The 24,609-nt window shown below is 30.4% G+C and carries 21 protein-coding genes and 1 pseudogene; 21 read left to right on the top strand and 1 reads right to left on the bottom strand.

Translation table 11 applies throughout. The features are described from left to right. The first annotated feature begins 13 nt into the window (after positions 1 to 13). A complete protein-coding gene (locus tag ACQZHJ_RS12235; RefSeq protein ID WP_430485837.1) occupies positions 14 to 838 on the top strand; it encodes a ribonuclease HII in 825 nt (274 codons plus the stop codon). On the opposite strand, the gene ACQZHJ_RS12230 is transcribed toward ACQZHJ_RS12235, so the two are convergent. Continuing rightward, positions 833 to 1,201, bottom strand: a complete 369-nt coding sequence (locus tag ACQZHJ_RS12230) for a YraN family protein (protein ID WP_430485836.1) — start codon at positions 1,199 to 1,201, stop codon at positions 833 to 835. The two genes, ACQZHJ_RS12235 and ACQZHJ_RS12230, sit on opposite strands and share 6 nt — an antisense overlap. Before the next feature lie 254 nt (positions 1,202 to 1,455). On the opposite strand from ACQZHJ_RS12230, the gene ACQZHJ_RS12225 reads away from it, so the two are divergent. The 20 genes and pseudogenes from ACQZHJ_RS12225 to rimP all read left to right on the top strand — a co-directional run bounded on the left by ACQZHJ_RS12225 (position 1,456) and on the right by rimP (position 24,600). Continuing rightward, positions 1,456 to 2,979, top strand: a complete 1,524-nt coding sequence (locus ACQZHJ_RS12225; protein WP_430485835.1) for a YifB family Mg chelatase-like AAA ATPase — start codon at positions 1,456 to 1,458, stop codon at positions 2,977 to 2,979. Beyond that, positions 2,980 to 4,062: a DNA-processing protein DprA gene (gene dprA / locus ACQZHJ_RS12220; protein ID WP_430485834.1), complete on the top strand. Its 1,083-nt coding sequence runs from the start codon at positions 2,980 to 2,982 to the stop codon at positions 4,060 to 4,062. A gap of 44 nt (positions 4,063 to 4,106) precedes the next feature. Further along, positions 4,107 to 6,209: a type I DNA topoisomerase gene (topA, locus tag ACQZHJ_RS12215; protein ID WP_430485833.1), complete on the top strand. Its 2,103-nt coding sequence runs from the start codon at positions 4,107 to 4,109 to the stop codon at positions 6,207 to 6,209. 142 nt (positions 6,210 to 6,351) lie between these two features. After that, positions 6,352 to 7,128 carry a GTP-sensing pleiotropic transcriptional regulator CodY gene (codY, locus tag ACQZHJ_RS12210; protein ID WP_430485832.1) on the top strand — a complete coding sequence of 259 codons (777 nt, stop codon included), beginning with the start codon at positions 6,352 to 6,354 and terminating at the stop codon, positions 7,126 to 7,128. 318 nt (positions 7,129 to 7,446) lie between these two features. After that, positions 7,447 to 8,148 carry a 30S ribosomal protein S2 gene (gene rpsB, locus ACQZHJ_RS12205; protein ID WP_430485831.1) on the top strand — a complete coding sequence of 234 codons (702 nt, stop codon included), beginning with the start codon at positions 7,447 to 7,449 and terminating at the stop codon, positions 8,146 to 8,148. Between the two features lie 79 nt (positions 8,149 to 8,227). After that, positions 8,228 to 9,139, top strand: coding sequence for a translation elongation factor Ts (gene tsf, locus ACQZHJ_RS12200; RefSeq protein ID WP_430485830.1), 912 nt, complete (start codon positions 8,228 to 8,230; stop codon positions 9,137 to 9,139). A 90-nt stretch (positions 9,140 to 9,229) separates the two neighbouring features. Then, positions 9,230 to 9,943 (top strand): UMP kinase, encoded by a 714-nt coding sequence (gene pyrH / locus ACQZHJ_RS12195; RefSeq protein WP_430485829.1) that lies wholly within the window; start codon positions 9,230 to 9,232, stop codon positions 9,941 to 9,943. A gap of 13 nt (positions 9,944 to 9,956) precedes the next feature. Then, positions 9,957 to 10,514 (top strand): ribosome recycling factor, encoded by a 558-nt coding sequence (gene frr / locus ACQZHJ_RS12190; protein ID WP_430485828.1) that lies wholly within the window; start codon positions 9,957 to 9,959, stop codon positions 10,512 to 10,514. Between the two features lie 65 nt (positions 10,515 to 10,579). After that, entirely contained in the window at positions 10,580 to 11,344 is a 765-nt protein-coding gene (locus tag ACQZHJ_RS12185; protein ID WP_430485827.1) for an isoprenyl transferase, read from the top strand. 14 nt (positions 11,345 to 11,358) lie between these two features. Further along, the gene (locus ACQZHJ_RS12180) at positions 11,359 to 12,153 is read left to right on the top strand and encodes a phosphatidate cytidylyltransferase (protein ID WP_430485826.1); all 795 of its coding nucleotides are present in this window, start codon (positions 11,359 to 11,361) and stop codon (positions 12,151 to 12,153) included. A gap of 177 nt (positions 12,154 to 12,330) precedes the next feature. After that, a complete protein-coding gene (locus ACQZHJ_RS12175) occupies positions 12,331 to 13,038 on the top strand; it encodes a LytR/AlgR family response regulator transcription factor (protein ID WP_430485825.1) in 708 nt (235 codons plus the stop codon). A gap of 13 nt (positions 13,039 to 13,051) precedes the next feature. Next, positions 13,052 to 14,362 carry a sensor histidine kinase gene (locus ACQZHJ_RS12170; protein WP_430485824.1) on the top strand — a complete coding sequence of 437 codons (1,311 nt, stop codon included), beginning with the start codon at positions 13,052 to 13,054 and terminating at the stop codon, positions 14,360 to 14,362. An 11-nt stretch (positions 14,363 to 14,373) separates the two neighbouring features. Then, complete coding sequence (locus tag ACQZHJ_RS12165; RefSeq protein ID WP_430485823.1) at positions 14,374 to 15,117, top strand: YhfC family intramembrane metalloprotease; 744 nt, start codon at positions 14,374 to 14,376, stop codon at positions 15,115 to 15,117. A gap of 2 nt (positions 15,118 to 15,119) precedes the next feature. Then, complete coding sequence (locus tag ACQZHJ_RS12160; protein WP_430485822.1) at positions 15,120 to 15,512, top strand: DUF3887 domain-containing protein; 393 nt, start codon at positions 15,120 to 15,122, stop codon at positions 15,510 to 15,512. A 62-nt stretch (positions 15,513 to 15,574) separates the two neighbouring features. Continuing rightward, positions 15,575 to 15,889 carry a DUF3784 domain-containing protein gene (locus ACQZHJ_RS12155; RefSeq protein WP_430485821.1) on the top strand — a complete coding sequence of 105 codons (315 nt, stop codon included), beginning with the start codon at positions 15,575 to 15,577 and terminating at the stop codon, positions 15,887 to 15,889. A 369-nt stretch (positions 15,890 to 16,258) separates the two neighbouring features. Then, positions 16,259 to 17,413 (top strand): 1-deoxy-D-xylulose-5-phosphate reductoisomerase, encoded by a 1,155-nt coding sequence (locus ACQZHJ_RS12150; RefSeq protein ID WP_430485820.1) that lies wholly within the window; start codon positions 16,259 to 16,261, stop codon positions 17,411 to 17,413. An 11-nt stretch (positions 17,414 to 17,424) separates the two neighbouring features. Further along, entirely contained in the window at positions 17,425 to 18,432 is a 1,008-nt protein-coding gene (rseP, locus tag ACQZHJ_RS12145) for an RIP metalloprotease RseP (protein ID WP_430485819.1), read from the top strand. Positions 18,433 to 18,448: 16 nt separating this feature from the next. Continuing rightward, positions 18,449 to 19,501 (top strand): annotated as a pseudogene (gene ispG, locus ACQZHJ_RS12140) (flavodoxin-dependent (E)-4-hydroxy-3-methylbut-2-enyl-diphosphate synthase); the annotation flags it as partial. 64 nt (positions 19,502 to 19,565) lie between these two features. Further along, positions 19,566 to 23,903 (top strand): PolC-type DNA polymerase III, encoded by a 4,338-nt coding sequence (locus ACQZHJ_RS12135; RefSeq protein ID WP_430485818.1) that lies wholly within the window; start codon positions 19,566 to 19,568, stop codon positions 23,901 to 23,903. 232 nt (positions 23,904 to 24,135) lie between these two features. Continuing rightward, positions 24,136 to 24,600 (top strand): ribosome maturation factor RimP, encoded by a 465-nt coding sequence (gene rimP / locus ACQZHJ_RS12130; protein WP_430485817.1) that lies wholly within the window; start codon positions 24,136 to 24,138, stop codon positions 24,598 to 24,600. Positions 24,601 to 24,609: the final 9 nt, after the last annotated feature.

Raw genomic sequence — 24,609 nt, 5'->3', positions numbered from 1 at the left:
AGTGAATTCAATTATGGAAGATTTAATAATGGATATTAAAGAAAATCTAAGTTCATACTCTTTTAAAACTATAAGTGATTTAGTTAAAGCTATAGAAATAAAAAGAGATAATAAGTCAGAGATTAAAGAAATAGCTGATTTATTAAAATTAGATAAAAGAAAAAATGTATCATCTTTAGGAATTAGAATAGAAAAGAATCTAAATAATCTTATTAAAGAAGAGGAAAGAGTCAAGGATATGTACCTTTTTGATAAGAGTTTTGGAGATTATAAATATATTGCTGGAGTTGATGAAGTTGGAAGAGGTCCACTAGCAGGCCCTATAGTATCAGCTTCCGTAATATTAGATTCAAGTGACTTAGATGACATAATTCTTTACATAAATGACTCTAAGAAGTTATCAGAGCATAAGAGGGAAGAATTAAGTGAAATAATAAAGGAAAAAGCTTTAAGTTATTCAATTGCTATGTGTGACAACAAGGAAATAGACGAAAAGGGCATAGGATATTGTAACAATGAAGTCTTTATAAAAGCTTGTAATGGCTTAAATATAAAGCCAGACTTAGTTCTTTCAGACGGATATTTAATAAAAAACTTTCACGGAGAAAATAAGCATGTAATAAAAGGAGATACAAAGAGTGCTTGTATAGCATGTGCTTCAATTATTGCAAAAGTTTATAGAGATAACATCATGAAAGAATATCATAAGAAATATCCAAAGTATGACTTTGAAAAAAACGTTGGATATGGAACTAAAACTCATGTGGATGCATTAAAAGAAAATGGTCCTACGGAAATACATAGAATGAGCTTCTTAAAGAGTATATTAGAACTATAATCTAAAAGCGTCTTTAAGAAATTCAATTTCATATTTAGAACAATCAAAGTTGAAGATTACTTCGATGACATCAAATCGAATATAGTAGTCGTAGAGTTTTTTACGATGCAAATAATATTTTGCTGAATTTATAATTCTACGTTGTTTATAGCAGGTTACAGATTCTTTTGGATTACCAAAGGAGTTTGTGAATCTGCTTTTTACTTCTATAAAACTTAAAATATTATTTTTAAATACTATAATATCTATTTCTCCAGAGGAGCAATTAAAATTTTTTTCTAAAACTTTATATCCTTCATTTCTAAGAAAATCAACACTAACCTCTTCACCATAGAACCCGATATCTTTATTGTAGCTTCTCATTATTTAACTCCTATATATTAATAAATTTATATAACACTACTTTGAGTCTAGACATTTAACAAGCTATTTAAACAGCTATTATCAATAGTAAATTGTTTTTAATGTATATTTCTTATTTAAATTTTATTTAGGTAAATTTAATCATATGTTTAAGAGTTTAAAAACTATATAAACAATAGGAGAACATGTGTTTAAAAATATAAAAATATGGATAGTATCAAATTTGAAGTATATCTTTTTAAGAGGGTGAAATAATGTCTGTAAGTTTGATAAGTTCAACGTTAAATGGAATAGATGGAGTGATTGTTAATATAGAAGTTGATATAAGTAAGGGGTTACCGAGTTTTACTTTAGTCGGTTTAGCCGATATTTCGGTTAGAGAAGCTAAAGAGAGGGTAAGGGCAGCTATTATTAATAGTGGTTATGAATTCCCTTTGGGAAGAATAACTATAAACTTAGCACCTGGTAATTTAAGAAAGGTAGGTACATTTTTTGATTTGCCTATTGCTATAGCTATTCTTATGGAGAGTGGGCAGGTTGAAAGGAATTTTGTTAATGATACTGTGTATCTTGGAGAATTATCTTTAGATGGACATATAAGGGGAGTTAATGGTGCTTTATGTTCAGTTATAGCAGGAATAGAAAATGATAATAAAAACTTTATAGTGCCAAATGAAAATTTAGAAGAATGTGCTTGTATAGATAAAGGAAATTTATATGGATTCTCACATTTGAAAGAGGTTATAGGATTTTTAACATATGAGGATGTTTTACCTTATAAGGGAGAGAAAATACCACTAGTAGATAAAGAGGATACATCATTTATAGATGTTTGCGGACAAGAGAGTGCTAAAAGAGCTTTAAGTATTGCAGCCGCTGGAAACCACAATGTATTGCTTCAAGGACCTCCAGGGTCTGGTAAAACTATGCTTGCTAAGGGGGTTAAGTCAATACTGCCAGATTTAACAGAAAAAGAAGTGCTTGAAACAACAAGAATATACAGCGTGTCTGGGTTGCTTAATAAAAGAGGCGGAAGAGTAGAAAGACCATTTAGGAATCCACATCATACTGCTACCAGGATATCTTTAATAGGAGGCGGAAGAGATTTAAAAGTTGGTGAAGTAACATTAGCTCATAATGGGATATTGTTTTTAGATGAAATACTAGAGTTTGATAGAAGGACATTAGAGTGTTTACGAGAACCTATGGAAAATGGTGAAATAACAATATCTAGAAATATAGGAAGTGTTACATATCCAGCTCAAGTTATGCTTATTGGTGCTTTTAATCCTTGTCCATGTGGAAATTATTTAAGTGGATATGAAGGGAGAACTTGTACCTGTAGTGAATATGAAAGGATAAAATACAGAAATAGACTTTCGAAAGCCATGTTAGATAGGATAGATATTTTTACATCTGTAAGATATGCGTCTTATGAAGAGTTGAATGCTGATAGAAAAAAAGAAAGTTTAAAAGAAATTAGAGAAAAAATAAAAAATGCTAGAGAGATTCAAAGTAAAAGATTTAAAGAAATAGGGATAAGTTATAACTCTCAGATGAGTCATAAAGAAATAAAAGACTTTATAAAGCTTGATGATAAATGTCATGAGATTTTAAATAGTATATATAATAGGTTTTCTCTAAGTAGTAGGGCTTTGGATAGGATAATTAGAATATCTAGAACAATTGCTGATATTAATGGAGAAGAGGACATAAGTAAGCGTAATATTTATGAAGCTCTAAATTATAGAAAAAACTTAGAGGGAGAGGTTATATAAATGAAAGATGTTGATTTAAATTACAAGCTTTGGTTTGGAAGTTTAAATATTTCAAATAATATTAAAATAGAACTTATTAATCAGTTAGGTGACGAAGAAAATATATATCTTCACAGGAAAGATATAGAGGAAACAGGGATAAAATGTGCTAACAAATTCAAATGTGATATTGACAGAAATTTGAATAGTAGAATAATTAGTGATATAACTAAGAAAGACTATAAAATAGTAACATTTTTAGATGAAGACTATCCAGAAAGATTGAGATACATAGATGAGGCTCCATATATTCTTTTTTATAAGGGTGATTTAAAAGGAGCTGAAAATACGAATGTATCTATTGTAGGATCTAGAAAGTGCGATGTATATGGCAAGAGGTGTACTCAACTTATAACTTCTAGTCTAGGTAACTTGGGAGTTGGTATTGTAAGTGGAGGAGCTTTTGGCGTGGATACAGAGGCACATAGGAAGTGTGTTGAGGGAGATTTTTATAATGTTGCTGTGTTTGGTTGTGGAATAAATGTAGATTATCCTGTTTATAATAGAGAATTGTATAAGAAAATAATTGAAAATGGATGCATAATAAGTGAGTTTTTTCCGGACACTCCACCATTAAGATATAATTTTCCGAGAAGAAATAGAATTATAAGTGGGTTAGGTGATGCTTTAATAGTTGTTCAAGCAGGTGAAAAAAGTGGTTCTTTAATAACTGCTAACTATGCTGTTAATCAAGGAAAAGATGTATTTGCAGTGCCAGGAGATGTATTTTCTAAATGGAGTGTAGGGTGTAATAATCTTATAAAAGATGGAGCTAGTATTTTTACAAATGTAAGTGATTTATTAAATTCCATACCTTTTAATATGAAAAAGGAAGGAAAATGTAATAAAATAGATAAAAAGCAAGAAAATGCAGGGATTAATGATTTGCTTTTAAAGATATTAGATAATAATATCCTACATATAGATGATATTATAAGAGTAACAAATATTGACACATCTATAATATATGAGTTATTATGTGAATTGCAATTTGAAAATAAAATAGAAGTTATACCAGGAGATTATTATACAAAAATAATATGATAGTTTGAGGGGGTGAACACTCTGAATTAAATTCGGAGTTTACGATGGGTCAAAAGTTAGTAATTGTTGAGTCACCAGCTAAGGCTAAAACAATAGAGAAATATTTAGGTAAGAACTATGTAGTCGAAGCGTCAATGGGACATGTGAGAGATTTGCCAAAAAGCCAGTTAGGCGTTGATATAGAAAATGATTATAATCCAAAGTATATAACAATAAGAGGAAAAGGTGAGCTTTTAAGCAAACTTAGAAAGTTAGCTAAAAAAAGTGATAAGATATATCTAGCAACTGACCCCGATAGAGAGGGAGAGGCTATATCATGGCATCTAGCTAATATATTAAAAATAGATGAGGATGAAAATTGCAGAATAGAATTCAATGAAATAACAAAAGATGCGGTAAAAAACTCTATAAAACATCCTAGAAAAATAAATTCAAATTTAGTAGATGCACAACAAGCTAGAAGAATACTAGATAGACTGGTTGGATATGAGATAAGTCCATTGCTTTGGAGAAATGTAAAGTGGGGACTAAGTGCTGGTAGAGTACAGTCAGCGGCATTAAAACTTATATGTGATAGAGAAGAAGAGATTAAAAAGTTTAATCCTGAAGAATATTGGACAGTTGATGTAAAACTTAAAAAAGGAAGAAAGTCATTTCCTGTTAAGTTAACAACTAAAAATAAGAAAAAAGTTGAAATTAAGAATAAAGAACAAGCTGATTTAATAATAAATGAGTTAAATCAAAATGATTATGTAGTAAGTAAGATAAAAAAAGGAGAAAAAAATAAAAATCCTTTAGCTCCATTTACTACAAGTACACTTCAACAGGAAGCTAGTAAAAAGCTTAACTATATGACAAAGAAAACAATGTCTGTAGCACAGCAACTTTATGAAGGAGTTGAGGTTAAAAAGTTTGGAACAGTAGGTTTAATAACTTATATGAGAACAGATTCTGTAAGAATCTCATCAGAAGCTCAAGAGAAAGCTCTAAACTTCATAAAAGAGACTTATGGTGATGAATATATTCCAAGTGAAGCAAGAGTATATAAAGGAAAGAAAAATATACAAGATGCCCATGAAGCTATAAGACCTACATATGTAGAAATTACACCAGAGATTGCTAAAGCAAATTTAAGTAATGATCAATATAAATTATATGCTTTAATATGGAAAAGATTCGTAGCTAGTCAGATGGCAACATGTATATTAAATACAAATAGCTTAGAAATAAAAAATGGCGACTATACTTTAAGAGCTAGTGGATCTACTATAAAGTTTGATGGTTTCATGAAAGTTTATGAATATATTTCAGGAGAAGAGGAAGAAGCAGTTCTTTTACCAGAACTTGAAGAGAATGAAGTGTTAAAAGAAGAGTCAATTGAAGGAAAACAACACTTTACTCAACCACCAGCAAGATATTCAGAAGCAGCTTTTGTTAAATTGTTAGAGGAAAAGGGAATTGGAAGACCAAGTACTTATGTTCCTACAATATCAACTTTAATAAGTAGAAAATATGTTGATAGAGAAAAGAAAATTCTTATTCCAACAGAATTAGGATTTATCGTAAATGATATAGTATCAACATACTTTAAGCAAATAGTAGATACTGACTTTACAGCTGGAATGGAAGTTAAGCTTGATAATGTTGAAGCTGGAAAGGAAAGTTGGACACATATAGTTGATGAATTCTTTACTCCTTTAAAGAAAGATATAGAAAAAGCTGAAAGTGAAATTTCAAAAGTTATTATAGAAGATAAGGTAAGTGATGTTCCATGTGATAAGTGTGGCAGACTTATGGTTATAAAACATGGTAGGTTTGGAGATTTTTTAGCTTGTCCTGGATATCCAGAATGTCAAAATACAAAGCCTATAGTAGAAGAGGTTGATGCAAATTGTCCATTATGTGGTGGAAAAATATTAGTTAAAAGAAGTAAGAAGGGTAATAGATTCTATGGATGTAGTAACTATCCAGAATGTAACTTTGTAAGTTGGTATGAGCCTACAAATAAGAATTGCCCAGAATGTGGTTCATATATGGTTAAGAGATATTCAAAGAGTAAAGGTGAATATCTACAATGTAGTAATAAAGAATGTAAGCACGAAGAAAAGATAGAGAAAAAAGAAGAAGAAAATAATTCAGAAAAGTAGTGAAAATGGCGTTATATTCCCAGTGAATATTTGGTTGAAATGAAATAGGTACTATGTTAATATTTAAATAATAGGTTATTATAAGAATATTTTAAAAATTCTGAAATTTACATCTTTTGTAAAATGGTGCGAGGAGGATATAATGTCGACACTACTTAGTAAAACTAGAAGGTTAAATAAGATTTTACAAAAATCAGGGACTGAGGCTATAGCTTTTGGAGATATATGCGGATTATTAAGTGACGTTATGTTATGTAATGTATATTTAGTAGGCAGAAAAGGAAGAATACTAGGCTATTCATTCTCAGAAAAATTCGAATGTGACATAATGAAAGAAAAGGTTGTTGTTGATAGAAAGTTCCCAGAGGATTACAATGCTAAACTAATTAACATTCAAGATACATTATCTAATATTTCAAATAGAGGATTTTGTGTATTTGAGGGTGTTGGAGAGTGTGTAATATCAAAGAAAATATCAACTATTGTTCCTATAGTAGGAAATGGAGAAAGATTAGGAACTTTATTACTTGCTAGATTTGGAGAAGAATTCAATGAAGATGATTTAGTATTAGCTGAGTATAGTGCTACAATTGTTGGAATGGAGCTTTTAAGAGCTAGACAAGGTGAGATTGAAGAAGAGGCTCGTAAAAAAGCTGTTGTTCAATTAGCAATAGGAACTCTTTCATATTCTGAATTAGAGGCTGTTGAACATATTTTTAGTGAGTTAAATGGAGATGAGGGGTTATTAGTAGCTTCAAAAATAGCTGATAAAGTTGGAATAACAAGATCAGTTATAGTAAATGCATTAAGAAAATTTGAAAGTGCTGGAGTTATTGAATCAAGAAGTCTTGGAATGAAAGGTACTCACATAAAAATATTAAATGAAAAATTAATGGATGAACTTAAGAAGATTAAATAGAGGAGATGCAGATGCATCTCCTTATTTTTTTGAATAAAATAAAAAACTGTTTTACTACTTAATATATAGTATAATTTAAAATATAATATATATAGGTATAAAATGATGAAAATAAGAGATAGGGAGAGATAAATGTTCATTAAGAATCATTTTTCAAAAAACTTTGAAAATCTTGTTGATACTTTTATAACCCTATGTTATACTATCAAAGGTAAGAAAATACACACATTATCGAATCTATAGACCGGTGCTACTGTTGAGTAGTGTCTATAGCAAGGAAGATAGTGGAGGAAATAACCAATCTAGGAGGAAATAATAATGTCAGTAATTTCAATGAAACAATTATTAGAAGCTGGTGTTCATTTCGGACATCAAACAAGAAGATGGAACCCTAAAATGGCTCCATACATCTTTACAGAAAGAAACGGTATATACATAATCGATTTACAAAAAACTGTAAAGAAAGCTGAAGAAGCTTACAACTTCATAAGAGAAGTATCAGAATCAGGTAAAGACGTAATATTCGTTGGAACTAAGAAACAAGCTCAAGAAGCTGTTAAAGAAGAAGCTGAAAGATCAAACATGTACTTCGTTAACCACAGATGGTTAGGAGGAATGTTAACTAACTTCTCAACAATCAAAACAAGAATCAACAGATTAAACAAATTAGATGAAATGGAGCAAGACGGAACTTTCGAAGTTTTACCTAAGAAAGAAGTAATCAAGTTAAAACTTGAAAGAGAAAAATTACAAAGAAACTTAGGCGGAATCAGAGAATTAGACGCTTCAAACGTAGGAGCTATGTTCGTTGTAGATCCAAGAAAAGAAAAGAATGCAATAGCAGAAGCTAAAATATTAGGAATCCCAGTAGTAGCTATAGTTGATACTAACTGTGATCCAGAAGAAGTTGACTACGTAATTCCAGGAAACGACGATGCTATAAGAGCTGTTAAATTAATAGCTGGTAAAATGGCAGACGCTGTAATCGAAGGAAGACAAGGCGAGCAATTAGCAGAGTAATATTAACATAAATACTGAAAAGGTAGATGGAGCTCTGTGCTTCATTTACCTTTTAATTAAATAGTCAGGAGGAATTTCAATGATAACAGCTAAAGCAGTTAAAGAGTTAAGAGAAAAAACTGGCGCAGGTATGATGGACTGTAAAAAAGCGCTAACTGAAACTAATGGAGATATGGAAAAAGCAGTTGAAGTTTTAAGAGAAAAAGGATTAGCAGCTGCAGCTAAAAAAGCTGGAAGAGTAGCCGCTGAGGGTATCGTTAAAACTTATGTATCAGAAGATATGAAGAAAGGTTCAATAGTTGAAATCAACTGTGAAACTGACTTCGTTGCTTTAAATGAAGAATTTATAGGATTCGCTGGAAGAGTAGCAGAATTAGTTGCTAACTCAAACGTTTCTACTATAGAAGAGTTATTAGCAGAAAAGTTAGAAGGAGACAAAACTGTTCAAGAAGTTTTAACTGAGTTAATAGCTAAAATCGGTGAAAACATGAGCGTAAGAAGATTCGAAAGATTCTCTGTTGAAAACGGATTAGTTCAAAGCTACATCCACGGTGGCGGAAGAATCGGTGTTATGGCTGAGTTAGGATGCGAAGCTTCATCACCAGTATTAGCAGAAGTTGCTAAAGATGTATGTATGCAAATAGCTGCTGCTAACCCACTATTCTTATCAGAAGCTGATGTTGATCAAGTAGCTTTAGAGAAAGAAAAAGAAATATACAGAGCACAAGCTCTTAACGAAGGTAAACCAGAGCACATCGTTGATAAGATGGTAATGGGAAGAGTTAAGAAATACTGTAAAGAAGTTTGTCTTTTAGAGCAAGCTTGGGTTAAAAATGGCGATATGTCAATATCAAAATTATTAGCAGAAAAATCTAAAGAAGTAGGTTCTCCGATAACTATCAACAAATTCGTAAGATTCGAAAGAGGAGAAGGTATCGAAAAGAAAGAAGAAAACTTCGCTGAAGAAGTAGCTAAAATGGGCGGAAAATAATAACATAAGAGAACACTTTGTGTTCTCTTTTTTTTAGAATATATATAAAAATTAACAAAAATAGATATTTCAGCGTTTTGGAGGTTTGAAATGGGAACTTGTAAATACAAAAGAGTTATGCTTAAGTTATCAGGTGAAGCTTTAGCAGGAGAAAATGGTTTTGGAATAGATTTCAATGTAGCAATGAGTATAGCTAAGGCTGTAAAAGAGCTAGTTGATATGGGTGTAGAAGTTGGTGCTGTCGTAGGTGGCGGAAACATATGGAGAGGTAGAAGTGGTGAAGGTATGGACAGAACTACTGCTGACTATATGGGAATGTTAGCTACTTCAATAAATGCATTAGCACTTCAAGATTCACTAGAATCTTTAGGTGTTCATACTAGAGTACAAACTGCTATCGAGATGAAAGAAATCGCAGAGCCATACATCAGAAGAAGAGCTATGAGACACTTAGAAAAAGGTAGAGTAGTAATATTCGGAGCAGGAACAGGAAACCCTTATTTTTCAACTGATACTGCAGCAGCTTTAAGAGCAGCTGAAATCGAAGCTGATGTTATATTATTAGCTAAGAAGGTTGATGGAGTTTATGATAAAGATCCGCATAAATACGATGATGCTAAAAAATATGATGAGTTATCATATATAGAAGTACTTGAGCAAGGATTACAAGTAATGGATTCAACTGCAACATCACTTTGTATGGATAATAACATTCCTATATTAGTATTTGCTTTAGATCAGCCAGAAAATATTAAAAAGGCTGTTTCAGGTGAAAAAATAGGAACAATAGTAAGTAAAAAATAAGGAGGATTTTTAAATGATTAAAGATGTTCTAAAACAATTAGACGTAAAAATGAATAAAACTATAAATTCTTTAACTTCAGAGTTAGCTACAATGAAAGCTGGAAGAGCTAACCCAACTATGTTAGATAGAATACAAGTTGAGTACTACGGAAGTATGTGCCCTTTAAACCAAGTGGCTAATATATCATCACCAGAACCAAGATTATTAGTTATAACACCATGGGAAAAACAAATGCTTAAGGATATTGAAAAAGCTATATTAAAGTCAGATTTAGGAATAAACCCTAACAACGATGGTGCTATAATCAGACTTTTAGTTCCAGAATTAACTGAAGAAACAAGAAAGAATTTAGTTAAGAATGTTAAGAAAGCTGGAGAGCAAGCTAAAGTTGCTATAAGATCTATAAGAAAAGATGCAAACGACAAGATTAAAAACTTCAAAAAAGAAGGAACTTTAACTGAGGACGAAGTTAAAAAAGGTGAAGAAGACGTTCAAAAAGTTACAGATAAGTTCGTTAAAGAAATAGATACTATAGTGGCAGCTAAAGAAAAAGAGATTATGTCAATTTAATTTAAAAAACCTGCTCTTTAGCAGGTTTTTTTGTTTTATAATTGTATTATAAGGAGGAACCTTCTATGTTAGATTTTTTTAATAAAAAAGGAAAAGAAGATTCAGAAGAAATAGTTTTAGTAGAAGATAAAATGCCAAAACACATAGCCATAATTATGGATGGTAACGGAAGATGGGCTAAGAAAAGAGGCCTTCCTAGAACTATGGGACATAGAGCAGGTGTTAAAACTATAAAAACTATTGTAAAAGAGTGTGATAAATTAGGAGTTAAATATTTAACTCTATATGCTTTTTCTACTGAAAACTGGAAGAGACCAGAGGATGAAATAAACGCTCTTATGAAATTAGTTGTAGAATTTATAAAAAATGAAATTGAAGAACTACATAGTAATGGAGTACAGGTCAAAACTATAGGAGATTTATCAAGATTTCCTGAGGAGCCTAAGAAAGCTATATTGGGAGCTATAGAGAAAACTAAGAATAATACTGGAGTAGTTTTAAGCTTAGCATTAAACTATGGTGGAAGAAATGAAATAATAAGAGGGGTAAAATCTTTAGTAGAGGATGTTCAGGCAGGAAGAATAAACTTAGATGATATAGATGAAACTATGTTTGATAATTATCTTTATACTAAAGGTATGCCAGATCCAGATTTTATAATAAGACCAAGTGGAGAGCAAAGATTAAGTAACTTCTTATTATGGCAATGTGCATATTCAGAATTCTGGTATTCACAAATAAATTGGCCAGATTTTACTGGTGAAGATTTAAGAAGAGCTATCTTTGATTATCAAAACAGAGATAGAAGATTTGGTGGATTAAAAAAATAGTGAGGTGATTTTTAGTGAAGTCTAATAGCAGATATCTAGGGGCGCTTATAATAGCTCCATTTATTGCTTTTATATTCTTAGGTGGAGTCTGGCTTAAATGGTTTACTATCGCTTTATCAGTTGCAGGTTTATATGAATATTATAAAACTGTAAAGGTAGCAAAATTAAAGCCTATATCTATTGCAGGATATATACTTTTAGCATTATATTATTTAACTTCAAATAACTTTGAAATGTTATCATACTTAATTATAATAGGAACATTTATTTTATTATGTGTTCCAATACTTGACATTAAATACACATTTATTGATGTTGCAGTAACTATCTTAGGATTTATATATGTAGGAGTATTTTTTAGCTTCATACATTTAGTAAACATAAAAGAAGGTGGACAATACCTAGTTTGGTTAATATTCCTATCATCATGGTTATGTGATACTTCTGCTTATTACTCAGGAAGGTTCTTTGGTAAGCATAAATTATGTCCAAAGGTTAGTCCTAAGAAAACTATAGAAGGTTCTATAGGAGGAATATTAGGTAGTACATTAGCGTGTGGAATATTTGGTATAGCAATATCAGGAAGCTTCTCTTTAATACCAGTTTATCACTACTTTATAATAGGAATATTATGTGGTATATTCTGTCAGTTTGGTGATTTGGTTGCATCATCAATAAAGAGATATGCTGGAATAAAAGATTATAGTAACTTAATACCAGGTCATGGTGGAATACTAGATAGATTTGATAGTATATTATTTGCTGGAACAGTAGTATTCTTCTATTTAACACTTGTATTAAAATTTTAATGCTTTAGATTTCTAAAGCATTTTTTTTATGCAAAAATTTTTAGTTATTAATGAAGTCTGTATTTTATGTTAAAAAAACTATACCTTATGTATTTCGTATTGTAATAGGCTTTTTAGGAATATATAATTTAAATAACCTAGGATACAAAATTTAGAAATACACCGGTGGAGAATTTTATGATAAGAATTGGGATATGTGATGATGATAAAAGCGTTATTGAAAGAACAAAAAGCTATATAGAAAGTTTTGAAGGAATTAGATTTGAAATAATTACTTATTTTAGTGGAGAAGAACTTATAAGAGAGTGTAAGAAATTTGATTTAATATTTTTAGATATTGATATGCCCAATATGGATGGGATTGAAACGGCTAAAAAAATAAGATTGTATGATAAGTCAGTAAAGATAATATATATAACAAGTTACACTGATTATACAAATTTAGCTTTTCAAGTGCATGCCTTTGGGTATTTAAATAAACCAGTGGATGAATTAGAAATACATAAGCAGTTGAAGGAGGTAATTTCTTATTTAAAGGAAGAGAAAATAGGAGAGAGCATAAAGTTTGTTACTACAGAAGGAATATTACAATTGGAATTTAAGGATATATACTATTTTGAATATTTGGATAGAAAGGTCTATATACACTTAAAAGAAAAGGTATATGTTATAAAAGAAAAAATAACTAGTGTTGCAGAAATTATGGAAAAATATAATTTCCTTATGCCTCACAAGAGTTTTGTTGTAAACTTGCTATATGTTAAATCTATAAAAGGATATGATATTTTCATGATGGATGGAAGTATTATTCCTTTATCTCAAAAGAAGGCTACTTACTTTAGAGATAAATTAAATATATTTTTAGAAAGTTGTATTTTACTTTAAGGTGGGGATAAAAATGAATAGTTCAATTGAGATATTAGCGAGTTTAATGAATGTTTTACTGGGGTTCTTTTCTACTTTTATAATATTTGATTTTTTGAGTAGATTTAAAAGAAATAAATTCTATCCAAAGTACGTTTATTTAATAGCATATTTTATATTTACTTTTGCTTTATTTGGAGTAAATATAATTTTAGCAAATGGATTTATAACCTTAGGGATAACTTTTTTTGGAACTGTATTAGTAGGGTATTTTCTATACAATAGAGAAAAGATTTCTATAATTTATTATTCAATTTATGTAGTAGCCTTACTTATAACTCAAAGTGTTGTTAGTTTATTATTTAATCTGGCTTGTTCTTATTTTGGAATTGATTTTTATAGTCCAATAATTTACATTGCTACATTATCATTAATAGTGCAGTTTTCATATTTAGGAATTTCAAGATTGTTTATAATTTGCTTTAAAAATAAAAATATTAGAAATATAACAAAGATTCAGTATTTTAATTTCTTAGTTATGCCAATGTTTAGCATAATTTATATAACTACTTTAATGATGTATCTTCAAACTTATATTGGATTAAGTGATATGCTTTGGATAATGATTAATATAGTTTCTATAATTATTTTAAATTTATTTATTACTAATATATTTGAGTCCATATCAAAGAATAATGAACTTAAAAGTAAGCTTTTGCTTTATGAAGAAAAATCAAGAATTCAATATGAATATTATAGTTCCTTAGAAGATAATTATAAAAATTCTAGAAAGATAATTCATGATATTAAAAATCACATTCAGACAATAGAAAATTTATATAAGTCAGATCAATGTGAAAAGGGAAAGGCATATACTGATGATCTGTGTAAACTTTTAGAATCATTTTCTCAAAAGAAATATGCAGAGCATAGAACTTTAAATCTTATAATAAATGATAAAATGCTTAAAGCTAATAAATATAATATTGATTTTGTGTGTAAGGTTGGTGATGTGGATTTAGAATTTATTAAAGATATAGATTTAACAACTATTTTTACAAACTTATTAGATAATGCTATTGATGAGACAAGCTTAGGAGAAATAGAACAGAAAATAATATTGAAGATAGATTCTTTCAATAATTTTATAATCATTAATATTATAAATTCATTAAATGGTAATCCGAAAAGAGATAAGAAGTTTTTTAAAAGTACTAAGAAGAACCATAGTGGATTTGGATTAGAAAATGTAAGTAGAGCTTTGGAAAAATATGATGGTAACATGAGAATAGATTTTAATGAGGATGAATTTAAAGTTAATATAATTATTCCAATTAATAATTAGAGGGGTGTTATATGGAATCAGCAAGTATAATTATATATCTTTTAATAAATATAATAATCAGCTTTGGAATACCAATAGGAGCATTAGTTTATTTTATAAGAAAAAGGAATAGGTGTGTAAAGCCATATTTTATAGGAATGTTAGTATTTGTTATATCTCAAATGTTTCTAAGAATACCTCTTATTAACAATGTAATAAGTAATATGGATTGGTATATAGAGATATCAATACTTTATCCAGTATTAGCTATGTTATTTATTGGTTTAACAGCTGGAATATTTGAAGAGGTAGGAAGATATTTAGGTTTTGAAATAGCTCTGAAAAATAATAGAAGATGGATAGATGGAATTGCTTTTGGAATTGGTCATGGAGGGATAGAAGCTATGCTCTTATTAGGAGTTACTAGCTTAAAAAATTTATTCATAGTTATTTCTAAAAGTAATGAAAGTGTTTTAAATATTTTAAATGCAAATCGACCATATATTTTACTCGGTGGATTTGAAAGGTTTTTTGCAATGATGCTTCATGTAGGATTAACGATGCTAGTCTTATATGGAATAAATAAAAAGAGGTTAAGATATTTAGCATTAGCAATTATAATTCATGGATTTGTTGACTTTATAGTTGTGTTACTATCAAGTTTAGGAGTAAATATACTTTTAATCGAGGGATTTATAGGGGTGTGTGGTTTAATAGGATTAGTATTTACTATTAAGTGTAAAGAAATATTTAAGAAAAATAAGGGAGGGTATTAAAAATGAAAAAATTAATGTCTATTTTAATGGTGGTTTTTTGTGGTGTTTTATTTATTGGGTGCGGAGCTACGAAATTGAGTGATGATTACAATGAAGAAGATTTAAAGGCTAAATCAGAAGAAGTTGTAAATTATTTAGTGGATGGAAAATACGAAGATATAGTTGAAATGGGAAGTGATGATTTAAAGAAGATATTGACTAAAGAACAGATAGAAGAGGCTTATAGTGGATTAGCTTCTAAATTAGGTAGTTATGAAGAAATAAAGAAGATAGTTTTTCAAGAAACTGAAGAGGGTGTAGCTGTAGTTGTTATAGCTAATTATGAAGATGGAAAGGCTCAATTTACATTAGGGTTCAATAAAGATATGGAGTTAACAGCTATTTATATGAAATAAGTTAAAGTTACTTAGTGAAAAATGGAGTTAGGTAAAGTGAATAGTGGGTTTAGAGGTGGATGATGATTATATATTTTTTAGCACCAATACTTTTGTGGGGATTAGCCATAGCAATAGGATCTGGGAAAGCGAATTTTTTAATTGCTGGATACAATACTGCAAATAAAGAAGAAAAAGAAAAAATAGATGATAAAAGATTAAGTAAATTTATGGGGAAGTTTTTATTTGTTTTAGGGTTAATTCAATTAATTTTGCCTATTACTGAAATTTTAGAAATTAAAATTAAAGGGCTTACCACTTCAGTAAGTATAATTTTCTTTATTGTTACAATAGGTGGAGTTATATATATGAATACTGGAGAGAGGTTTAAAAAATAAGGTAGAAGCATGGATGAGTTCCGTGCTTTTTATTTTGTTTGTTTATATTAATAAATATTTAGAGTAAAATTGTTTATATAGAATATTCAAAAATAAAAATAATATATTTATTATGTAGATAATTATGTGTAGAATATGGAGGATATTTGGTTAGAATTTAAATTAACACTAAGTAGATTTATTGTATTTAAGCGAACGAATTTTGAATAAAAAAATAAGATTAATAGAGAATATATAAATCTTTGTTAAAAGAATACATAATAAATGTATATTATTGTATTTGTGGGTATAATGATATAAAATAATATAATAGGCTAAGTTGATAATTTTAGTCTAGTATGTTTAAGGAAGAACTTAGGAGGAAAGAATATGAAGAGAATATCTATACTAGGGGTAACTGGTTCTATAGGAACTCAAACTTTAGATGTATTAAGATTTCACAAGAATGATTTTGAGTTAGTTGGAATAACAGCTAATAGAAATATAGATTTAACACTAGCTATAATAAAAGAATTTTCACCTAAATATGTAGCTATAAACCATAAGGAGTCTTATGACAAATTAGTTGCTTTAGTTGAAAAGGAAGGTTTAAAATGTGAAGTTATCTATGGTATGGAAGGGTTAATTAAGATAGCAACTTTAGATGAAATAGATATAGTTGTAACTTCTGTAGTTGGTATGATTGGTTTAAGACCAACAGTAGAGGCTATAAGAAAAGGTAAGGATATTGCTTTAGCAAATAAAGAGACTCTAGTTGTTGCTGGAGAACTTGTAATGAGAGAAGCTAAAGAACATGGAGTTAAGATACTTCCGGTTGATTCAGAGCATAGTGCAATATTCCAATCATTACAAGGAAATGATCATAACAAAATCGATAAAATACTTTTAACTGCATCAGGGGGACCATTCAGAGGATTTACTTTAGATAAGTTAAAAGAAGTAACTCCAGAAAAGGCTCTTAAGCATCCAAAATGGAATATGGGTCAAAAAATATCAATAGATTCTTCTACTTTAATGAATAAAGGGTTAGAAGTAATTGAAGCTCATTGGTTATTTAACTGTCCATATAGTGATATAGAGGTTGTTGTTCATCCTCAATCAATAATTCATTCAATGGTGCAATATACTGATGGAGCTGTTATTGCACAGTTAGGTGTTCCAGATATGAAACTACCTATTCAATATGCTTTAAATTATCCAAATAGAGAGGGAAACATAAGTGAAAAGTTAGATTTATTTAAGATTAGAGAGTTAACTTTTGAAAAACCTGATTTAGATACATTTAAATGCTTAAAGTTAGCTTATGAGGCAGGAGAAAAGGGAAAGCTTATGCCTACAATTTTAAATGGTGCTAATGAAGTTTGTGTAGAGCTGTTCTTAAGTAAGAATATAACATATTTACAAATACCAGAAATAATAGAAGAGTGTATGAATAAGTTTGATTACAACCAAGAGGTAACTCTTGATAATGTAATAGAGTTAGATAAAACAGTAAGAAAATATATATATGATAAATATAACTAGGAGGGGAAAGGGTGTATATAATTTTTGCGTTATTAGCATTTAGTGCTTTAATCTTAGTTCATGAGCTAGGGCACTTTATTGTGGCTAAATTAAATGGAATTTATGTTGAAGAGTTTGCGATTGGTATGGGTCCAAAGCTTTTTGGAATAAAGCATGGAGAAACAGAGTATAACTTAAGAGTTCTTCCTTTTGGAGGATTTGTAAAAATGCTTGGTGAGGAAGAGGAGAGTGATGACTCAAGAAGTTTAAACTCAAAAACACCAATCCAAAGAATATTAGTTATGGGAGCGGGAGCTTTCATGAACTATATACTAGCTCTTGTAATATTCGTTGGTCTTGCGATGAGTTCAGGATTTGCAGTGAATAATGTTGCAAGTGTTGTTCCAGATTCACCAGCTCAAGAAGTAGGAATTCAAAAGGGAGATGAGTTTCTAAAGATAGATGGACATAGAATTTATACAACTGATGATTTTAGAATGGGGTTAGCTTTAGCAAAGGGGAACCCTGTAGAAGTTGAGATAAAAAGAGGAAATGAAGTATTAGTTAAAACAGTTAAACCGGTTGCTAATGAGAGTGGAGTTTATCAAGTAGGAATAGGATATAGTGTTAATCAAAATCCGAGCTTACTTCAAGGAATAAAGCAAGGATTTAATGAAACAAGAAGCCTTGTATCACAAGCATTTATAGCACTTAAAACTATAGTTACAGGAGAGGCTAATTTAAAGACTGATGTAGGTGGTCCTGTTACTATTATAAAAATGTCAGGTCAAGCTGCTAAGGCTGGAGCCAATACACTTTTATGGTTTATGGCATTTTTAAGTGTTCAGTTAGCTGTATTTAATCTTTTACCATTCCCAGCATTAGATGGTGGTAGAATATTTATAGAGCTTATACAGATGATTACAAGAAAAGAGATACCGGCAAAGTATGTAGATGCTGTTAATACAGTAGGATTCATGCTCCTTATGGGACTCATGGTGCTGGTAACTATAAAGGATATAATATTCCCGATACTATAAAAATCAGGAGGAATTACTAGTGAATAGAAAAGAAACTAGAAAAGTTAAAGTTGGAAATATATATGTTGGAGGAGACTTTAGGGTTTCTGTTCAATCTATGACTAACACAGATACAAAAGATGTAGAGGCAACAGTTAATCAAATAAAGGCTCTTGAAGAGGCTGGCTGCGATATAGTTAGATGCGCAGTATTAGATATGGAAGCTGCAGAGTCAATAAAAGATATAGTGGCAAAAATAAATATACCATTAGTTGCTGATATACATTTTGATTATAGATTAGCTTTAAAGGCTATTGAAAATGGAGTTTCAGCTATAAGAATAAATCCAGGTAATATTGGAAGTAGAGAAAAGGTTGAAGCTGTAGTAAAAGCTTGTAAAGAAAAGAATATTCCTATAAGAATAGGAGTTAATTCAGGCTCTTTATCAAAAGAACTTTTAGCAAAGTATGGTAAACCTACCCCAGATGCACTAGTGGAAAGTGCTTTAGAACATGTTAAAATATTAGAAGAGTTAGATTTTCATGATATAGTAATATCAATGAAATCATCTAATGTTGAAACAATGATAGAAAGTTACAGAATTGCTTCACAAAAAACAAGTTATCCTCTTCATTTAGGGGTTACTGAGGCTGGTACACCTTGGAGAGGAACAATAAAATCAGCTATAGGAATAGGTACATTACTTGCTGAGGGTATAGGTGATACCATAAGAGTTTCATTAACAGGAGATCCAGTTGAGGAAATTAAAGTTGGTAAAGAAATTCTTAAAAATTTTGGATATGTTAAAGAAGGAATAGAGTTTATATCATGTCCTACATGTGGAAGAACTCAAATAGATTTAATAAACATAGCTAAAGAAGTAGAAGAAAGATTAGCTAATTGTGATAAGCAAATAAAAGTTGCTGTAATGGGATGTGTAGTTAACGGACCTGGAGAAGCGAGAGAAGCTGATATCGGAATAGCTGGAGGTAAGGGAGAAGGTCTTATCTTTAGAAAAGGTGAAGTAATAAAGAAGGTTAAAGAAGAAGATTTAGTTGAAGAGCTTATAAAAATAATAGAGACATTATAATTAAAGGAGGGATTCATTCCCTTCTTTATGTCGTATATAGAGAAAAGAATAGGAGGCTTAGATTTTGAGTAATGAGTTTGTTAAAAAAATTAATAGAGCTATAAAATCAGATGATAATCTTAGCGACTTAGAATTTGAAATAACTAAGTTTCAGCTACTAAAGAAGAGTAATTCATTAAGAACTTTAATAAAAAGTAAAGAACAATTATCAGAAGAACAGAAGAATCTTATTAAGCAATATATAAAAAAGGCAATAGGATTTGATATAAATATAGAAATTATGTATTACATAGATATTTCTGATATAAGTGTTAAGGAAGTTGTTGATAAGCATTGGGAACATGTTTGTGAGAAAGTGTTAAACAACCATCCTGTGCTGAAGGGGATACTTTTAGAATCGCCTAGAGTAGTTGAGGGAGAAAGAATTATAATAAGAAATGGTTCTGAGTTCTTAAATAACTTAGTTAATAGAAAAGGAATTGACAGAGAGATTAAAGGATATATAAAATCTTTCTTTGGAATTGATTCTATTATAGAGTTTAAATTTGATGAGGAACTTACAAATAAGAACTATCATGAAGAAAAGTTGAATGAAAACAAAGAGATAGCTAAAAAGGTTATAGAAACTATGAAATCTCAGGCAGCTCAATCAAAGGCTACTAAGAAAGAGAGTTCAGAAAACAGACCTAAAGCTAAGGGTGGATATGAGAAAAAATCATATAAAGATGAACCTAAAAATGAAAATACTATTCTTGGAAGAAATATTCAAGGTGATAGCATAGAAATTTGTAAGATTGATATGGGTTCTGGAATAGTAACTGTTACTGGAGATGTATTTAAAACTGAAATATTTGAAACTAAGACAGGAAGAATAATACTTACATTCTTTATAACAGATTATACAAGTTCCATAGCTGTTAAATGTTTCTTGAGGGATAAGGATAAGGAACATGTTTTAGAAAATGTTAAGAAAGGTCTTTATTGCAAAGTAAGAGGGGAAGCTACACTGGACCCTTATGCTAAGGAAGTTGTAATAATGGCTAGAGATATAAATAAGCTAACTAAAATTGAAAGAATGGATACTGCTGAGGAAAAGAGAGTTGAACTTCATATGCATACAACAATGAGTTCAATGGATGCTGTAACATCAGCAAGTAAGATAGTGGAAAGAGCTGCTAAATTTGGTCATAAGGCTGTAGCTATAACAGATCATGGAGTAGTTCAGGCATTTCCAGATGCTCAGATAGCAGCTAAGAAAAATGGAATAAAAGTTATATATGGAGTTGAAGGATATTTAGCTGACAATGGAACTCCTATAGTTATAAATGGACATGATGAAAGCTTTGATGATGAATACATAGTATTTGATATAGAGACTACAGGGTTCTCAAGTAAAAATGACAAGATTATAGAGATAGGTGCCGTTAAATTAAAAGATGGAGAGATAGTAGATACTTTTAGTTCCTTTGTAGATCCAAAGGTGTTAGTACCATATAAGATAACAGAGCTTACTAGTATAACTCAAAATATGGTTGATGGTCAGCCTACCATAGATGAAGTTTTACCGAAGTTCATGGAGTTTGTTGGTGATGCAGTATTAGTAGCACACAATGCAGCTTTTGATGTTGGATTTATAAAGAAAAACTTAGCAGATATGGGGAGAGAACTTGAAAATCCAGTTATGGATACTGTTCCTTTAGCAAGATATCTTTATCCAGATTTGAAAAAGGTAAAATTAAACCTTGTAGCTAAACATTTAGGAATAAATTTAGAGAATCACCACAGAGCTGTTGATGATGCTGCAGCTACTGCTGAAATATTAAAGATTTCCTTTAAAAAGATGAAGGAAGAGATGGATATTCATGATGTTAAGGCATTAAATGAGAAGTATTTATCCAATATAGATGTAAGAAAATTACCTCTTCATCACATAATAATTCTAGCTAAGAATCAAATTGGAATTAAGAATCTTTATAAACTTGTTTCTATGGCTCACTTAGATTATTTTGCAAGAAGACCAAGACTTCCAAAGAGTATTATAGCTGAATATAGAGAAGGATTAATAATAGGTTCAGCTTGTGAGGCAGGACAACTATATAAGGCTGTTTTAGAAGGTAAGACAAATGAAGAATTGAAGGAAATAGCATCATTTTATGATTACTTAGAAATTCAGCCAATACAAAATAATGAATTCCTTATAAGAAAAGGCAATGTAAAAGATGAAGCTGAGCTTGAAGAGTTAAATAGAAAGATATATAACTTAGGAAAAGAAATGGATAAACCAGTAGTTGCTACTTGTGATTGTCACTTTTTAGATCCTAATGATGAAGTGTTTAGAAGAATAATAATGGCTGGTCAAGGATATGGTGATGCAGATAATCAACCGCCACTATACTTTAGAACAACTAATGAAATGTTAAAAGAATTTGAGTATTTAGGAGAAGAGGCTTGTAAAGAAGTTGTAATTGAAAATACTCAAAAGATTGCTGATATGGTTGAAGTAGTTAAACCGATACCAAATGAAACATTCCCTCCAAAGATTGAAGGAGCAGAAGATGATATAAGAAATATGACGCTTAATAAGGTTCATAGCATATATGGGGATAACCTTCCAGAGGTTGTTCAAAAGAGACTTGATAAAGAGTTGAATTCTATTATAAACAATGGATACGCCGTTCTTTACCTGATAGCTCAAAAACTAGTTGCCAAGTCTCTAGAAGATGGATATTTAGTTGGTTCTAGAGGATCAGTTGGTTCATCCTTCGTTGCGACAATGTCAGATATAACAGAGGTTAATGGATTGCCGCCTCATTATGTTTGTCCAAATTGTAAGAAATCTGAGTTCTTCTTAGATGGTTCTATAAGTTCAGGCGCAGATTTACCTGATAAAGATTGCCCAGATTGCGGAACTAAATATATTAAAGATGGTCATGATATACCATTCGAAACTTTTCTAGGGTTTGAAGGAGATAAGGAGCCAGATATCGACCTTAACTTCTCTGGAGAATACCAAGCTGTTGTACATAAGTACACAGAGGTTCTTTTCGGAAAAGGATATGTATTTAAGGCTGGTACTATAGGTACAGTAGCTGAAAAAACTGCTTATGGATATGTTAAAAAATATCTTCAAGAAAGAGATATTGTAGTATCACAAGCTGAAATAGAAAGACTTACAATTGGGTGTACAGGAATAAAGAGAACTAGTGGTCAGCATCCTGGTGGAATAATGGTTGTACCTAGTGATAATGAAATATATAATTTCTGTCCGATTCAGCATCCCGCTGATGATGTTAACACAGATATTATAACTACTCACTTTGATTACCACTCAATAAGTGGTAGACTTCTTAAACTTGATATACTTGGACACGACGACCCTACCGTTCTTAGAATGCTTCAGGACTTAACAGGATTAGATCCTAAAACAATACCTTTAAATGACCCTAAGGTTATAAGTTTGTTTACATCACCAGATGCTCTAGGCGTTACTAAAGAAGAATTAGGATGTGAAGTTGGTAGTTATGGGCTTCCTGAGTTCGGTACTAAATTCGTTAGACAGATGCTTGTTGACACTCAGCCAAAGAGTTTTGCTGACCTTGTGAGAATATCAGGACTTTCTCACGGTACTGATGTTTGGCTTAATAATGCACAGTACTTCATAAAAGAAGGTTATACAACACTGAAAGACTGTATCGCAACAAGAGACGATATCATGGTTTATCTAATGTATAAGGATTTACCACCAAAGACTGCCTTCACAATAATGGAGAAAGTAAGAAAAGGAAAAGGCCTTAGTGAAGATGATGAAGCTTTAATGAGAGAAAAACAAGTTCCAGATTGGTACATTGAATCTTGTAAAAGAATCAAATACATGTTCCCAAAGGGGCATGCTGTTGCATATGTTATGATGGCTGTTAGAATAGCGTACTTCAAAGTTTATTATCCACAAGCTTATTACACTACATACTTTACAGTTAGAGCAGATGATTTTGATGCTGATTTAATATGTAAGGGTGAGCAGGCAATAAGAGCTAAGATGGAAGAGTTAAATGCTTTAGGTAATAATATATCTGTAAAGGAAAAAGGGCTTTTAACTATTTTAGAAATTTCTTATGAAATGAATAAAAGAGGATTCAAATTCTTAAAAGTTGATTTATATAAATCAGAAGCAACTAAGTTTAAAATTGAAGAAGAAGGGATAAGACCTCCTCTAAATGCACTTCAAGGTGTTGGAGATAATGCTGCAAAAAGTATTGTTGAATGTAGAGTTAATGGAGAGTTTATTTCTAAGGAAGATTTAAGACTTAGATCTAAAGTTTCAAAAACTGTTATAGAAACTTTAGATCATCACGGATGCTTAGAAGGAATGCAAGAAAGCAACCAGCTTAGTTTATTTGGCTAAACTTAAAAAAATCTTGTAATATAAAATATACTATGTTACTATAGTAGTATAAAGTTTTTACTAATAGTTTGAAGTAAAGGAGTGGGACAGAAAAGCCCGCTCTTTCTATTTGTAACGCAACTTAGAAAAAAGTTGCGTTTTTGCATACCTATTATTATATAAGTTAATAGGTATTTGCTTTATTGGATACAATAAAGATAAGACTTAAAACTTAATAAGGGAGGGAAGTAATATGAAAAAAGAGCAACTTGTAGCTGATCTTGAAGCACTTTGTGCTCCTATAGTTAAAGAAAAAGGATATGATTTATATCATGTTGAATATGTAAAAGAGAACAATGAATACTATTTAAGAATATATATAGAAAAGCCAGAGGATAGAATTTCTCTAAGAGATTGTGAAGTAGTAAGTAGAGGATTAAGTGATATGCTTGATGTAGAGGATCCAATAAAGGATGCTTACTTCTTAGAGGTTTCATCACCAGGATTAAACAGAAAGTTACATACTGATGATCATTTTAATAGATTCATTGGAAGTGAAGTTTTCGTTGGATTTAAGAGTTCTTTAAGTGGAAGAAAAAACGTAAAAGGTATTCTTAAAGATGTACAAGAAGACGATATAATAGTTGAATTTGAAGGAAATGATGTAAAAGTTCCTAAAGATAAAATTAAGACAGCTAACCTTGAAGGGGAGATATAATTAAGGAGG

Origin of the sequence: Clostridium sp. B9 (assembly GCF_050509515.1) — a bacterium.
GTDB lineage: Bacteria > Bacillota > Clostridia > Clostridiales > Clostridiaceae > Sarcina.
This window is presented reverse-complemented; position numbering and strand designations above follow the sequence as displayed.

Coding starts and splice junctions, on each gene's coding strand:
- topA (WP_430485833.1), top strand. CDS start 4,107: ATGGGTCAAAAGTTAGTAATTGTTGAGTCACCAGCTAAGGCTAAAACA.
- tsf (WP_430485830.1), top strand. CDS start 8,228: ATGATAACAGCTAAAGCAGTTAAAGAGTTAAGAGAAAAAACTGGCGCA.
- dprA (WP_430485834.1), top strand. CDS start 2,980: ATGAAAGATGTTGATTTAAATTACAAGCTTTGGTTTGGAAGTTTAAAT.
- ACQZHJ_RS12225 (WP_430485835.1), top strand. CDS start 1,456: ATGTCTGTAAGTTTGATAAGTTCAACGTTAAATGGAATAGATGGAGTG.
- frr (WP_430485828.1), top strand. CDS start 9,957: ATGATTAAAGATGTTCTAAAACAATTAGACGTAAAAATGAATAAAACT.
- rimP (WP_430485817.1), top strand. CDS start 24,136: ATGAAAAAAGAGCAACTTGTAGCTGATCTTGAAGCACTTTGTGCTCCT.
- ACQZHJ_RS12150 (WP_430485820.1), top strand. CDS start 16,259: ATGAAGAGAATATCTATACTAGGGGTAACTGGTTCTATAGGAACTCAA.
- ACQZHJ_RS12160 (WP_430485822.1), top strand. CDS start 15,120: ATGAAAAAATTAATGTCTATTTTAATGGTGGTTTTTTGTGGTGTTTTA.
- ACQZHJ_RS12230 (WP_430485836.1), bottom strand. CDS start 1,201: ATGAGAAGCTACAATAAAGATATCGGGTTCTATGGTGAAGAGGTTAGT.
- ACQZHJ_RS12175 (WP_430485825.1), top strand. CDS start 12,331: ATGATAAGAATTGGGATATGTGATGATGATAAAAGCGTTATTGAAAGA.
- ACQZHJ_RS12235 (WP_430485837.1), top strand. CDS start 14: ATGGAAGATTTAATAATGGATATTAAAGAAAATCTAAGTTCATACTCT.
- ACQZHJ_RS12155 (WP_430485821.1), top strand. CDS start 15,575: ATGATTATATATTTTTTAGCACCAATACTTTTGTGGGGATTAGCCATA.
- codY (WP_430485832.1), top strand. CDS start 6,352: ATGTCGACACTACTTAGTAAAACTAGAAGGTTAAATAAGATTTTACAA.
- pyrH (WP_430485829.1), top strand. CDS start 9,230: ATGGGAACTTGTAAATACAAAAGAGTTATGCTTAAGTTATCAGGTGAA.
- ACQZHJ_RS12170 (WP_430485824.1), top strand. CDS start 13,052: ATGAATAGTTCAATTGAGATATTAGCGAGTTTAATGAATGTTTTACTG.
- rpsB (WP_430485831.1), top strand. CDS start 7,447: ATGTCAGTAATTTCAATGAAACAATTATTAGAAGCTGGTGTTCATTTC.
- ACQZHJ_RS12185 (WP_430485827.1), top strand. CDS start 10,580: ATGTTAGATTTTTTTAATAAAAAAGGAAAAGAAGATTCAGAAGAAATA.
- ACQZHJ_RS12165 (WP_430485823.1), top strand. CDS start 14,374: ATGGAATCAGCAAGTATAATTATATATCTTTTAATAAATATAATAATC.